The following is a 13,726-nucleotide window of genomic DNA, read 5'->3' as shown; positions in this document are numbered from 1 at the left end:
GATCACGGTGATCACGGTGATCACGGTGATCACGGTGATCACGGTGATGATCACGCCGATCACGGTCCGCGCGAGTCCGGCAAGCTCATCTTGGTTCCGATTGTTGTTCTGGCCGTCCTGGCACTCACCTCTGGCTTCGCCAACCCCACGCCGCTCGCCGGTGACGCCCTGGGGCTCAACCTCGGTGAAGGTGTCGAGCTCATCAAGGAGTACGTCGAGCCTCGGGCCCAAGCTGTCTCCCTCGATATTGCCGCTGGTCATGCAGGCGAATCGGTGCAGTTGCTTGAGCCCGGATTCGTGACTGCCACTGGTGATACGGCAGCGAGCTTCGTGCCTGCCGCCGGTGACAAGAAAGAAGGCTGTGGTCGCTCGACGCCGGAAGTCGGCACTGTCTGCTACTTCCCGGCTGTGTCGCATGCCGTTCCGACGCTCAGCAAAATCTTGCTGTCACTCGGTGTCGTTGCCATTGGCTACGCCGCTGCGATCGGGTTCTGTATTGCCTTCTACAAGAACAAGCATCCGAAGTTGGTCGGCCTGACCGAGCGTTCCCGCGTTGCTCGTGGTGGCTATCTGTTCCTCAAGAACAAGTACTACCTCGATGCGCTGTACCAGAACGTCTTCGTCTACTTCGTGTCTCGACCGCTCGCCAAGGCCACCTACTGGTTCAACCAGAACGTGATCGACGCAGCTGTCGATGGCGTCGGAGCTGGCGGCAAACGCGCCGGTGAATTCGTCTACAAAAACATCGACCAGAAGCTCGTCGACGGTGCAGTCAATGCATCGGGCACCATTGCTTCAGAGACCGGCCACAGCCTCCAGCCCATCCAGTCGGGCCGAGTCAACCATTACGCATCGCTCCTCTTTGGTGCCGCCGCTGTTGGCGCCATCGTCCTCGTCATCCTCAACGTGAGCTGAGAGAAACAGAATCATGGAAACACTGACAGATCAAAACTTCCTGCTGACGCTCGGCACCTTCCTGCCGCTCGTCGGTGTGCTGGTGATGATGCTCTGGCCCAAGGACGACGAGTCCGGCGTCAAGAGCGTCGGCATCGCCACTGCGGGTGCAACGCTACTCGTGGGCATCTACACGCTCACACAGTTCGACTACTCACAGAGCGAGAAGCTGCAGTTCGCTGTCGACGCCGAGTGGATCGAGGTGATCCGATCCGGTTACACAATCGGCCTCGACGGCATCAGCCTCCCGCTGTACTTCCTGTCGATGTGCGTCACGTTCCTCGTGATGATCTACACCTGGGACAACATGCCTGACGCAGGCAACCCCAAGGCGTTCTACATCTTGATGCTCGTGCTGCAGACCGGTATGGCCGGCACGTTCATCAGCCAGGATCTCATCCTGTTCTTCGTCTTCTTCGAAGTCGTTCTGCTCCCGATGTACTTCATGATCGGCGTCTGGGGCGGCGAAGATCGCCAGTACGCCTCGCTGAAGTTCTTCCTCTACACGATGTTTGGCTCGGCATTTATGCTCGTTGCCTTCCTCGCTCTCTTCTTCCAGACCGGCGGCGAGAGCTTCGGATTCGCGTACCTCATTGAGATGGGCGCAAGCGTCGACCGCGACGTGCAGATCTGGATCTTCGCGGGCATGTTCCTCGGGTTCGCCGTCAAGGTGCCGATGTTCCCGTTCCATACTTGGCTGCCTGACGCGCACACCCAGGCACCCACGCAGGGCTCGGTCATCCTGGCTGCGATCTTGCTGAAGTTGGGAACCTATGGCTTTGTCCGGATCGCCATCCCGATGCTGCCCGAAGGCGCGAAGGCGTGGGCCCCGGCCATTGCAATTCTCGCCGTCATCGGCATCATCTACGGCGCCCTCGGGTGCCTGGCACAAACCGACATGAAGCGCCTGATCGCCTTCTCCTCGGTTGCTCACATGGGCTACGTGATGCTCGGCATCTCGACGCTCACTGAGTTCGGCATTAACGCTGCACTGTTCGGCATGGTTGCTCACGGTTTGATTACGGGCATGCTCTTCTTCGTTGCTGGGTCGGTCAAACACCGTTTCCACACGCTCGAAATCAGTCGCCTCGGTGGCATGCTCATCCAGATGCCGAAGATGGGCTGGATCCTCGGCTTTGCGTCGATGGCTTCGCTCGGCTTGCCCGGTCTTGCCGGCTTCTGGGGCGAATTCCCCGCCATTCTCTCGGCGTACCAGCCAGGCTTCGGTCTGAATGAAGTGCTCTTCAGGGTCTGCATGGTCATCGCTGCTATCGGCACCGTGCTCGCCGCGGCCTACCTGCTCTGGCTCTACCAGCGCACTGCCTTTGGCCAGCCGCCCGCCGAGTTTTCCGGTGGTGCAGCACACAGCCTGAGCGCCGGAGCCGGTGAGCACGCTGACGAAGATCACGACTCCGAGATCCTCGACGTGCAGCCCACCGAGTGGATGGCCTGGACGCCGTTCCTCATCGCCATCGTCGTCTTTGGTGTGTATCCGCAACTGATGTTCAAGGTGATGGACCCTGCGGTCACACAGATGGTTCAAACCCTCGGGAAGTCACTGGGTTGATGCTCGCCTCCCTGTTCGCCCAAGCGACCGACTGGATCGCGCCAACGATCGATTGGCATGCCGTCGCGCCCGAGCTCGTGCTCGTACTCGGCATCAACATCATTTTGCTGCTCGATCTCAGCCTCGCCGATTCGAAGAAATGGATGCTCGCCACACTCACGGGCTTCGTCATGCTCGGGGCGCTCGTCCCGGTCGTCACGCTGTTCGTGATCGGTGACGACTCGCGGTCGATGTTCGGCGGTCGCTATGTGATCGACGAGTACGCGCTTGTCCTCAAAGGGTTCTTCTTGTTGGTCGCCTATGTGGTGATCTTGATGAGTCAGACCGAACTCGAAGAGGGCGGTTACTACCAGGGCGAGTTCTACGTTCTCATGCTGTGCTCGGTGCTCGGCATGGTGATGATGACCTCATCGCGTGACTTTGTCTCGATCTTTGTGGCACTCGAACTGCTGTCTATTCCGGCGTACATGCTGGCTGCATGGAACAAGCGCAGCGCCAAGTCAAACGAAGCGGGCATGAAGTACTACCTGCTCGGCGTGTTCGCCTCGGCGATCATGTTGTACGGCATGAGCCTGTTGTTCGGCGCCACCAACTCAACGCTGCTCACCGAGATCGGTGCCACGCTGGTCGACGGCAGCCTGAGCGGAATCGAAGTCGTCGGGGTGGTGTTCATCATCTCCGGATTCGCCTTCAAGATCTCGGCGGTCCCGTTCCATACGTGGGCACCTGACACCTATGAAGGTGCGCCGACTCCGGTCACGGCGTTCCTGTCGGTGGCTTCGAAAGCCGCTGGCTTCGTTGCACTCGTGACGATCATCTACTTGGCCTTCCCGAATGCCGCGGACGTGTACCAGCCGTTCATCTGGGTCCTTGCAGCACTGACGATGACGGTCGGCAACGTGCTCGCACTGCGTCAGACCAACATCGTCCGCATGCTCGCGTATTCCTCGGTCAGCCAGGGTGGATTCATCCTGATGCCGCTGGCGTTTGCTGGTGAGGCCAATGCGTCGGGTTCCGCCCTCAACGCCGTGGTGGTCTACCTGCTTGTTTATGGCTTCATGAACCTCGGTGCGTTCGCCACCGTGATCGCGATCAGCCGCAAGACTCGCAGCGGTGAGATTTCCAGCTTTGGCGGTCTCTTCGGATACGCCCCTGGCATGGCTGTGCTGGTCACGGTGTTCTTCGCCTCGCTTGCTGGCATCCCACCGCTTGGCGGCTGGTTCGCCAAGTTCAACGCCTTCAAGGCGGTGCTTGACGCTCAAAGCAGCTGGGCGTACGTGCTGGCCTCGATCGCTGCAGTGAACACGGTCATCTCGGCGGCGTATTACATGAAAGTGCTCCGCACCGTCTGGATGGACGAAGCTCCTGACGGCGACACGAGCCCGATCAACACACCCAGCCCGATCATGGCAGCCCTCGGCCTCACACTTGTCGGCACGCTTGTCGTCGGTGTGTACCCGCAGTCGGTTGCCAACTTCGGCGACCTCGAAGACCTCACGGGGACCACCGAATTGGTCGTTGTCGTCGACGCCGGCGGCTGACCCCGCACATCCACTGAACAGTGGGCAGCTGACACAAATCGGGCGCCCCGTTTTTGTGTGAGCCATTGCGGCGTCGTTGCCCGCTTCTGCTCACACAAAACACCGGGACGGCCCAGAACGCGGGAACGTCAGGCGTCGGCGCTGAGCGCTTCGATAGCGCTTGCCACGGCGGCGAGGGTGACCGGTCCGGCGACGCCGTCGATGACCAGTTCGCTGACTTCTTGAAATCGCCGCACACCGCCAGCGGTACCCGGACCGAACAACCCGTCATCGGCGCCGGCGGGCAAGTACCCGAGCGTGATCAAGTCGGCCTGCAACTGCTGCGAACGGGGTCCTTTGTCGCCGAACTGGAGGACGCCTTCGGCAGGCTCGTCGACGTAGACGAGTTCGGTCGTGGTCGGAGCCGGCTCAGTCGTCGACGGCGTCGTGGTACCGGGTGCGACCGTCGTTGTCGACTCGACCAACGTTGTTGCGGGCACCGTGGACTCGACCGCTTCCGTGGTCGATTGTGTGGTCGTCGATTGTGTGGTCGTCGAATTCGTGGTCGTCGATGGCGTCGGGTCCACAACGGTCGAAATGGAGGGACGCGGATCGCCTCCTGGCGGTGCGCCGGGAACCGCTGCATCACTCGCAGGGTCGACCCCACAGGCGCCTAACAGCACGATGACCGCACTCCCCAATCCGACTTTCCGCAGGCATCTCACACCGACAGCTTGCCCCACAGGGGCGCTGCGCTGCCGGCGCGCTCCAAAATCTGGACGGATTCGGCTCACGGCGGCCGATCTCGATCGCTTTTCGGGAAGAATCGGACGAGTGGTTCCTTTCGACGAGTTCATGCGAGACGCCCTGTATGGCGAGGCTGGGTTCTACACCAAGCCGAACGGAGGCCATGCCGGTCGCCGCGGAGACTTCCTGACGTCGCCCGAGGTCGGGCCGCTCTTCGGCGCGGTCGTGGCCAACTACCTCGACGCCGTCTGGAAGCGCATCGGCGAACCCGCCGATTTCACGGTGGTCGACGTTGGCGCGGGGCCCGGCACATTGGCCCGTTCCATCGCGGCCGCGCGGCCGCTCTGCTCCGATGCGATGCGGTTTATTGCTGTCGAGCTGTCGGCCGGTCAGCGCGCTCGGCACCCTGCAGAAATCGAATCCACAGCGACAATGCCGACCCAACCTTTCGACGGTGTGATCATCGCGAATGAGCTGCTCGACAACCTCCCATTCCGCCTGGCCGTCTTTGACAACGGTTGGCGCGAGGCGTACATCGACCGTGATGCCGCGGGTCGACGAACGGAAACACTCTCGGCCCCGTTCGATCCGATGCCTGCCCAGCTCCTGGCGACTGCGATGCTCGGTGCCCGTGTCCCATTGATCGAGCAGGCGCGTGAGTGGGTCCAAGCTGCGCGGCGACTCGTTCGCAACGGCACGGTCCTCGCCATCGACTATGGCGTTCCGCTGACCGCCGAGCTCGCTCAGCGGCCCTGGCGTGACTGGCTGCGGACGTACCGTGGCAACGAGCGTGGTGAGCACTATCTCAGCAAGCCCGGCAGCCAGGACATCACGACCGATATCCCATTCGATCAACTGCCCGAACCCGATGCGCTCCGCTCGCAGGCGCAATTCCTCCAGCGGTGGGGGATCGAAGAGCTCGTTGACGAGGGCAAACGGATCTGGCAAGAGCAGGCCGCCCGGCCTGGGCTCGAGGCAATGAAGATGCGCAGCCGAGTCAGCGAATCCGAAGCGCTTCTCGACCCGTCAGGTCTCGGATCGTTCCTCGTAGCAGAGTGGGTCGCCGAGCGGCGGGCCTGAGCTGAGGCGATTTGCGACTGCGTCGACCACCGCGGTGTCGACGTTCTGTGCAGTGGGGGCTCGCTGGCACTTTGGCGGCTGACCTGTCTGATCTACGATCAGCTGCATGAGTGACGAGCAGCACGACACCATCGACGCACTGGCTTCGGAGAACCGGACGTTTCCGCCGTCTGATGCTTTCAAGGCCGCCTCGTTGGTTACCGGCACCGAACTGTACGAAGAAGCCAAAGCCGACGACGAAGCGTTTTGGGCCCGTCAGGCGAGCGAACTCGTCGAATGGTTCGAGCCATGGGATACCGTGCTCGACTGGCAGTTGCCCTACGCCAAGTGGTTTGAGGGCGGCACCCTCAACGTGGCCCACAACTGCCTTGACCGGCACGTCAATGCTGGCAACGGTGAGAGGGTCGCCATTCACTGGGAAGGCGAGCCCGGCGACACGCGTACGATGACGTATCAGGACCTGCTCGACGAGGTCAGCCAATTTTCCAATGCGCTGAAGGACCTCGGCGTCCAGAAGGGCGACCGGGTCAACATCTACCTCCCGATGATTCCGGAGGCAGCCGTCGCGATGCTCGCGTGCGCCCGCATCGGCGCGGCACACAGCGTTGTCTTCGGTGGCTTCTCGAGCCAGTCACTCAGCGACCGCATCAACGATGCCGAAGCCAAGGTCTTGATCACCGCCGACGGCGGCTACCGGCGCGGGGAGGTCTTCCCGCTGAAGCCCGCTGCCGACGAGGCGTGCGAATCGACGCCGACAATCGAGCATGTCGTGGTCGTCAAGCGCGGCGGCAACGACGTCGACATGATTGCAGGCCGTGACCACTGGTATCACGACCTCCTCGATGGGGCGTCCACTGACTGCCCCGCCGAACCAATGGAAGCCGAACACCTCCTCTTCCTCCTCTACACCTCGGGCACGACCGGCAAGCCCAAGGGCATCATGCACACCACCGGCGGGTACCTCACCCAGGTCACCTACACGCACAAGTACGTGTTTGACCTTCAGCCCTAGACCGATGTGTTTTGGTGCACGGCAGATGTCGGCTGGATCACCGGCCACAGCTACGTCGTGTACGGGCCACTGTCGAACGGGTGCACTCAGGTGATGTATGAAGGCGTCCCCAACTACCCGGGCAATGACCGCTTTTGGGAGATCATCGAGAAGTACGGCGTCACAATTTTCTACACGGCACCCACCGCGATCCGGACCTTCATGAAGTGGGGCGACCAGGAACCGGCGCAGCACGACCTGTCGTCACTGCGGCTGCTCGGAACCGTCGGTGAGCCGATCAACCCCGAAGCATGGATCTGGTATCACGAAACGATCGGTGGCGGACGCTGCCCGATTGTCGACACTTGGTGGCAGACCGAGACGGGCGGCATCATGATCAGCCCGCTGCCTGGGGCGACGACGACCAAGCCGGGCTCCGCGACGTTCGCGCTGCCGGGCGTGTCGGCCGCGCTCGTCGACGACGACGCCAACACCGTTTCCGTGGGCGGCGGCTACCTGACGCTCACGCGTCCGTGGCCCGGCATGCTCCGCGGTATCTGGGGTGATGCCGAGCGATATCAGGAGACGTACTGGTCACGCTTCGCAGGTCGCTACTTCGCCGGGGACGGCGCCAAGCTTGACGACGACGGATACCTCTGGCTCCTCGGACGCGTCGACGACGTCATGAACGTGTCCGGGCACCGCATCTCGACGACCGAAGTCGAGTCGGCGCTCGTGTCGCACCCGGCCGTGGCCGAGGCGGCGGTGGTCGGCGCTTCCGATGCCACGACTGGACAGGCGGTCATCGCGTACGTGATTCTGCGTGAGGGACAGTACGCCGACGAGCAGGAACTCCGGAATCATGTGGCCGGTGAGATCGGAGCGATTGCTAAGCCGAAGCAGGTCTACATCACACCTGACCTGCCAAAGACTCGTTCGGGCAAAATCATGCGCCGGCTGCTTCGTGATGTGGCCGAAGGCCGCAACATCGGTGACACCACCACGCTCGCCGACAGTTCGATTGTTGACGAACTCCAGGCGAAAGCTGCAGCGTCGACCGACTGACGCCTCGCGTCCCGCGTCGTGCCCCGGCTCTCGGGAAGTGTTCGGGAAGTCTCAAGTGCGCGCACCCACTTGCCGATAGATCGGGCATGAGTTCGGAGTCTGAGCATGACGGTGGACCTCCGGTGCTGTCATCGGAGTCGGTGGTTCGTACCGGTTTGCCCCACAACGCCCTCGGAGCAGCCGCACCTGAGGCCGCGGTTGTATCGCCTCCTGGCCCGGCCTCGCAGGACGTCGTCGACCCGGACCTCCTGCCGTTCACGATGCCCCTGCTCGACTTTGGCATTGCGCCGATATCTGGCGAACTCCATCTCGACCTGAACGAAATTGAGTCCTTTGCGGGCGCACCCACGACGTCCGAACCGGAGTCGTCTGAACCGGAGCTGTCCGAGCTGGAACTATCGACGGCGCCCACTGCCGAACGGTCCATGCTCGAACGGTTCGAGCTGAAGATTGCCCCGCTTGACATGCCGGACCTCACGCCGAGCGGCCGGACACCGTCGATCGACCCCATGCCCGCGTCCGCAACGCCGAGCGAGGCATCACCACTACCGCCGGCTTTGGCTCTGGAGCCAGATCTTGAACCGGTGATTGCGCTGTCTCTCTCGATTCCCGGTCTGCCGACCGACCCGATGAGCTCGGAGTCGACTCCGACGACCGTGGTCTCCGGCGTCTTTGCGCCGCAGATTCCCACTCCAACATTGCCGGCACATCAGCCGACGCTGGCCAAAACGCCGCAGGTCGCCGGACGACCGACCCACGTTCCAGAGCCGGCCAAGTCGCGCAAGCAGAAGCGGCAGCAGAAGCAGCAGAAAAAGCGGCAGTCGGGCGGCGGCGGAATCGCCTTGTTCTTCACGTTGCTCGTGCTTGCCAGCATCATCGCGGGAGCAGTTGTGTACGGCCGCCCCTACCTCTTCCCGCAAGACGAAGATCAGCTCGACGGCGAAGCTGCCCAGACCGAGCGTGCTGAACCACTCGTGATGGAACGCCAGGCCAGCGCGGCGTATGGGGTCTCGATGGCCGATCACCTGCTCGGCGATTGGGCAGCTGATCTGCCGATGTGGCGTTCGCTTGCGCTGGCCAAGGGTCCAATCGATACACCCGTGCTCCATGAGCTGGTGGCCAACTGGACACCGGCGTATTACTCGCCCGAAACCTCATCGATCATTGCCAATAACGACCTTCGGCCCGGTGCCGTCGAGAGCGCCGTGATGGAAGCAATGGCACTGGCGACCGTCGATCAGGAAACCGGATGGGTAGCGCGGCTCGACCCGGCAGCGCTCGATGCCAGCGCGCTGATTGAGGCAGTCGCCGTAGCCGAGAGCCGACGCGTCAGCGGCACGACGAGCTTTGGCGTTGCCGCGCATCCCGATCGCCGGATCGACATAGCTGCGTTCCTGCCGCCGGTGCTTGAGTACCGCACCAACGCCCCGTTGGCCTACGCCGAATTCGCCGAATCAGGCGATGTCGACATCGCCGGGACAGCGTTGCTCGCTCTCTCTCGGGAGCCTGTACTCGCAGCTGCAGACACGATCACTACATCGCAGGAGCAACGGGACCGTACGTTCTGGTACATGGTCTTCGCGGCGTACAACTCGCCCGCCGACGCATATGCCGCGAGCAATGCACTCGTCCAGACCTCGCTCGTCACCGCCGACCGCGGTGGAGTGCTGTGCACCTATGCAACGTTCTCCGGGATCAGTGGCGCCGATGCCGCACAGTTGGCCAACGTGCTCCTGACCTGGGTCAGCACTGCGCCGGCCGAGATGGTCGCCACGACGTCTGTACTGCCCGACGGTGCCCAGCAGCTCTCTTCGTGTGACCCGGGTGCAGGCTTCGAATCGGGAGCCCGCTTCGGCGTCGCCCGAGAGATCGCTCGCTTGCGCTCCGTTGAGCTCGCAGCGCTCGAAAACGTCGATCCGCAGACCGGCACCGCAGCCGACAGAGCGCTCGTCGTGGAGCAGGTTCGAGCGACTCAGGCAGGGCTGCTCATGCTCGAGCAGCCGTTCGACACGCCCTACGTCGATTCCGCTCGTGTGGCACGTTCGCTCGTGTCCGCCCCGGACGGTTTGCTCGGGATTCCCTCGGCCGAACCCGCCGGCGGTGCGACTGAGGGGTGATCAGTCGCGAAAGTTGGTGAACTGCAGCGGAATGCCGATGTCTTCGGCCTTCAGCATGGCCATCACTTCTTGCAGGTGATCGCGCTTCTTGCTTTGCACGCGAATTGACTCACCCTGGCTTGAGCTGGAGACGCCCTTCGGGCCTTTCTCCTTGATGGCCTTGTTGATCAGCTTCGCCTTGTCTGCGCTGATTCCGGACGAGATGGTCATGACCTGGCGAACGGTGCTGCCAGAGGCCTCCTGAACATTGGCGTAGTCGACGCCCTTCAGTGAGACGCCGCGCCGGACGAGTTTTTCTTCGAGCACGATGCGCAGTGCGTCAAGCCGATCGTTGGAGACGGTGGCCATGGTGATGGCCGTGTCGTTCTGCTCGATTGACGAGTTGGTGTTCTTGAAATCGAACCGTTGAGCGATCTCGCGCTGGGCCTGATCGACCGCGTTTTTCACCTCTTGGTCATCGACTTCGGACACAACGTCAAAACTTCCCATCCCCCGAGATTACCGGTTGTCGGATTCCCGACGCGATGGGTACGCTGCAAAAGCCTTGTTCGTCGGTTTCAGCCGATGAGCAGGGACCAATTGAGGGTCGGTGCCCGAGCGGCCAAAGGGAGCAGGCTGTAAACCTGCCGTCGTAGACTTCGAAGGTTCAAATCCTTCTCGGCCCACCAATGTGAGAGCCCGTCAGCTTCGGCTGGCGGGCTCTTGTCGTTCTCCGGACACATCGTGGTGCTGGTCCGAAGCTTTCTCCTGAACCGCTGAGTTGGGTACCGGCAGTCATGGGCAGTGGCTCCGCCGCTGACCATTCGGCCGACAGGGTCGCGTCCATACACTCGGTGCGGTGAGTGACCTCGACCAATTCATCGCAGCCTTCGACGTCGACGACCCGGCGTTCATTGCTGATCCGTACCCGACCCTCGATGCGCTGCGCGAGGCCACCCCGATTTTCTGGAACGAGGCGACGGGGCAGTGGATGTTGACTCGCTTCAACGATGTTTCGGCTGCGCTGAAGAACCGAGCACTCGGGCGCGACTACACGCACCGGTACACCCACGAAGAGCTTGGTCGATCCGAGCCGGATCAGAAGTGGACGAAGTTCCACGAGCACGAGCGTTGGTCGCTGCTGTGTCTCGAGCCGCCGGATCACACCCGCCTCCGTCGACTGGTCTCGAAAGTTTTCACCCCGAGCTCAATCGCTCGGCTCGCCGACCCGATCGCTGCGATCTCGGATGAGTTGCTCGACCAGTGCGCCGACGCTGGAACGTTCGACCTGCTTGCCGACTACGCCCAGCCGTACTCCGTGGCGGTGATCTGTTCGATGCTCGGTGTTCCGCGTGCCGATACGCAACTCTTGCTCGGCTGGTCGCACGCGATCGTCAAGATGTACGAACTGTCGGCGTCGGATGAGGTCAAGCAATCAGCAGACAAGGCTGCGGGGGAGTACATCGACTACACGCGGGCACTCATCGCGGACAAGCGTGCCCGCCCAGACGGACTCCTCCTCTCCGAACTGGTGCAGGTCGAAGACGGCGGAGCAACGCTGACCGAAGACGAGATCATCTCGACGACGATGGTGCTCGTTGAGGCTGGCCACGAAGCAACGGTCAATACGTTAGGCAATGGCTTCCGGGCGCTCATGGCGCACCGTGATCAGTGGGACCGAGTGGTGCAGCACGACGTCACTCCAGCATCGACGGTCGAGGAACTCCTGCGTTTCGATCCGCCGCTCCAAATGTTCGAACGCTGGGTACTTGAAGCCGACACCGAGATCGCTGGTCAGCGGGTGAGGGTCGGCGACGAGATCGCGATGCTGTTCGGCGCGGCCCAGCGTGACCCGCGCCGTTTCGACAAGCCAGCCAAATTCGACGTCGGCCGCAACGACCCGGGCCACATCGGCTTTGGCGGCGGCATTCACTTCTGTATCGGGGCCCCGCTCGCCCGCCAAGAGTTGATCCGTTCTGTCGAGGGGATTGTTTCGCGTTTTCCGGACCTCCGGCTCGTTGATGAGCCGACGTATCACCCGACCTTCGTGATCCGCGGGCTCACTGGTCTGACGGTTGCAACTGGCTGAGGGGCGACTGGCTGAGCGCTGCGGGTCCTCCAGCCGGTAACGTCCAATTCATGCCTGCCGAGCTGAAGTCGCTGATCCTGTGTGACTTCGCCCAGATCCGTGAAGGGTTGCTCTTCGTGCAATCTGGCGGACTGACCCGGCTGGCTGCGCCGACCTTTCCAGCGAAGTTCGCCTGTCACGTCGCCACGCTGGTCTGGTTGCCGCCGAATGAGTCGGGAGCGGCACACGAGATCGTCATGAAGGTGAAGTCGGCGTCCACAGCAAAACTCACCGCTACCGTCAACGTTGCATTGCACGAATCTGCAGCTCCGTCCGCCCTGCGGCCCGGCGAGGGCCGGCAGGTGCCCATCGTGGTGCCACTCGCTACCGTCAGCTTTCCAGCGGCAGGGGAGTACGACCTCCACGTCGAAGTCGACGGCGAGTTCGCTGGCGACATCAGTTTCGTCGTGGCTCAACGAATCTGATCCTCTTTCAGACGGGTTCAGACGAGTTCAGAGCATCTTTTGCATGACCGCAGTGCTGAGCCATCGGTTGAACTTGCGACCCACTTCCCTTTCTACACCGACGAGCTCGAAACCGCATGCCCTGTGGAGGGCCAGAGACGCGTCGGAGCTGGCCTCGACGCGCGCAATCATCGAATGAAAGCCACTGTCGCGCGCAACCTCGATGAGATGTTCCATCATGGTTCGCCCGATTCCGAGGCCGCCGTGATCGCGCGAGACGTACACGGAGTTCTCGACCGTCGGCCGGTAGGCAGCGCGCTCCTTGTACGGCGACAGAGAGGCGAAACCGACCACCCGTTCCTCGCCGTCGCGGTTCTCCATGGTCGCAACGACTGCCGCAAAAGCACCCGATCGCTCCGTCAGCCAGTTGCGTTGTCCTTCGATTGAGCGCGGTACGAGGTCAAATGTGCTCGTGTGGTTCTCGACCTCGACGTTGTAGATCGCCCGAATGGCTTCTGCGTCGGCGAGTGCGGCGAGCCTGATCGACACGGTGCTTCGGGCGCCCACCGAGTCACCCAGGCGAGGCGCGACAGGAGGCTGCTCAACGGGCTCGGACATGCCCGCCAGAAGGTACTTCGTGTGACCCGCGAAACCGCGGAAACTTCGCGTGTCAATGGGAAACAGGCGGGTACACTCGTGCGTCGGTTACGGCTCAGGCCGTTCCCGAAGGGTGCCCAGAAACAAGAAAATTCTGGACACTGCCAAAGACGCCCTCTTAGCTCAGTTGGTAGAGCACAGCCATGGTAAGGCTGTTGTCGTGAGTTCGATTCTCACAGAGGGCTCGACCAAGTGGTCGGGGAAACCCGTTCGCGTGCCAGAAGCATCAAGATTGCCCAGAAAATTGGGTTCGCATGGCGGCGTAGCTCAGTTGGTCAGAGCATCCGGCTCATAATCGGAAGGTCCTCGGTTCAAGTCCGAGCGCCGCTACCAACATCACATCCAAAGAAGACCACCTCAGGAGTAGAGGAAGCACATGAGCAAAGTGAAGTTCGAGCGGAACAAGCCGCACGTGAACATTGGCACCATGGGTCATATTGACCATGGTAAGACGACCCTGACTGCAGCGATCTCCAAGACCCTGTCGGATCGTGGGTTGGCTGAATTTACTGACTTT

At 62.1% G+C, this 13,726-nt stretch carries 11 protein-coding genes, 3 tRNA genes and 1 pseudogene; 12 read left to right on the top strand and 3 right to left on the bottom strand.

The window, feature by feature from the left end:
• The 3 genes from ACH2EI_RS05750 to ACH2EI_RS05740 form a co-directional block, all read left to right on the top strand.
• The coding region (locus ACH2EI_RS05750) for a hypothetical protein (protein WP_395159415.1) at window positions 1–915 on the top strand (915 nt) is incomplete at its 5' end.
• Window positions 916–928: 13 nt separating this feature from the next.
• Complete coding sequence (locus ACH2EI_RS05745) at window positions 929–2,521, top strand: NuoM family protein (RefSeq protein WP_395155259.1); 1,593 nt, start codon at window positions 929–931, stop codon at window positions 2,519–2,521.
• Window positions 2,521–4,062, top strand: a complete 1,542-nt coding sequence (locus tag ACH2EI_RS05740) for an NADH-quinone oxidoreductase subunit N (RefSeq protein ID WP_395155258.1) — start codon at window positions 2,521–2,523, stop codon at window positions 4,060–4,062. The genes ACH2EI_RS05745 and ACH2EI_RS05740 overlap by 1 nt, the downstream gene beginning before the upstream one ends.
• A 128-nt stretch (window positions 4,063–4,190) precedes the next feature.
• Here the strand turns inward: ACH2EI_RS05740 and ACH2EI_RS05735 are convergent, their stop codons facing one another.
• Window positions 4,191–4,541, bottom strand: a complete 351-nt coding sequence (locus tag ACH2EI_RS05735) for a peptidoglycan-binding protein (protein ID WP_395155257.1) — start codon at window positions 4,539–4,541, stop codon at window positions 4,191–4,193.
• A 334-nt stretch (window positions 4,542–4,875) separates the two neighbouring features.
• On the opposite strand from ACH2EI_RS05735, the gene ACH2EI_RS05730 reads away from it, so the two are divergent.
• The 3 genes and pseudogenes from ACH2EI_RS05730 (at window position 4,876) to ACH2EI_RS05720 (ending at window position 10,041) form a co-directional block, all read left to right on the top strand.
• Entirely contained in the window at window positions 4,876–5,868 is a 993-nt protein-coding gene (locus ACH2EI_RS05730; RefSeq protein WP_395155256.1) for an SAM-dependent methyltransferase, read from the top strand.
• A gap of 106 nt (window positions 5,869–5,974) precedes the next feature.
• A pseudogene (gene acs, locus ACH2EI_RS05725) lies at window positions 5,975–7,924 on the top strand (acetate--CoA ligase).
• An 86-nt stretch (window positions 7,925–8,010) separates the two neighbouring features.
• Window positions 8,011–10,041 (top strand): hypothetical protein, encoded by a 2,031-nt coding sequence (locus ACH2EI_RS05720; protein ID WP_395159413.1) that lies wholly within the window; start codon window positions 8,011–8,013, stop codon window positions 10,039–10,041.
• Here the strand turns inward: ACH2EI_RS05720 and ACH2EI_RS05715 are convergent, their stop codons facing one another.
• Complete coding sequence (locus ACH2EI_RS05715) at window positions 10,042–10,530, bottom strand: YajQ family cyclic di-GMP-binding protein (RefSeq protein WP_395155253.1); 489 nt, start codon at window positions 10,528–10,530, stop codon at window positions 10,042–10,044.
• Window positions 10,531–10,624: 94 nt separating this feature from the next.
• Between ACH2EI_RS05715 and ACH2EI_RS05710 the strand changes: the two genes are divergently transcribed.
• The 3 genes from ACH2EI_RS05710 (at window position 10,625) to ACH2EI_RS05700 (ending at window position 12,573) form a co-directional block, all read left to right on the top strand.
• A tRNA-Tyr gene (locus ACH2EI_RS05710) sits at window positions 10,625–10,709 on the top strand.
• Between the two features lie 170 nt (window positions 10,710–10,879).
• A complete protein-coding gene (locus ACH2EI_RS05705; RefSeq protein WP_395159411.1) occupies window positions 10,880–12,109 on the top strand; it encodes a cytochrome P450 in 1,230 nt (409 codons plus the stop codon).
• 50 nt (window positions 12,110–12,159) lie between these two features.
• Entirely contained in the window at window positions 12,160–12,573 is a 414-nt protein-coding gene (locus ACH2EI_RS05700) for a DUF6941 family protein (RefSeq protein ID WP_395155251.1), read from the top strand.
• Between the two features lie 27 nt (window positions 12,574–12,600).
• Here ACH2EI_RS05700 and ACH2EI_RS05695 read toward each other — a convergent pair whose 3' ends face one another.
• Window positions 12,601–13,170, bottom strand: coding sequence for a GNAT family N-acetyltransferase (locus tag ACH2EI_RS05695; protein WP_395155250.1), 570 nt, complete (start codon window positions 13,168–13,170; stop codon window positions 12,601–12,603).
• Between the two features lie 151 nt (window positions 13,171–13,321).
• On the opposite strand from ACH2EI_RS05695, the gene ACH2EI_RS05690 reads away from it, so the two are divergent.
• The 3 genes from ACH2EI_RS05690 to ACH2EI_RS05680 all read left to right on the top strand — a co-directional run.
• Window positions 13,322–13,394 (top strand) — tRNA-Thr (locus ACH2EI_RS05690).
• A 71-nt stretch (window positions 13,395–13,465) separates the two neighbouring features.
• A tRNA-Met gene (locus ACH2EI_RS05685) sits at window positions 13,466–13,542 on the top strand.
• 43 nt (window positions 13,543–13,585) lie between these two features.
• A partial coding sequence (locus ACH2EI_RS05680) for a GTP-binding protein (protein ID WP_395151705.1) occupies window positions 13,586–13,726 on the top strand: 141 nt, incomplete at its 3' end.

The sequence above is a fragment of the Ilumatobacter sp. genome, from assembly GCF_041688325.1.
Taxonomy (GTDB): Bacteria; Actinomycetota; Acidimicrobiia; order Acidimicrobiales; family Ilumatobacteraceae; genus Ilumatobacter_A.
This window is presented reverse-complemented; position numbering and strand designations above follow the sequence as displayed.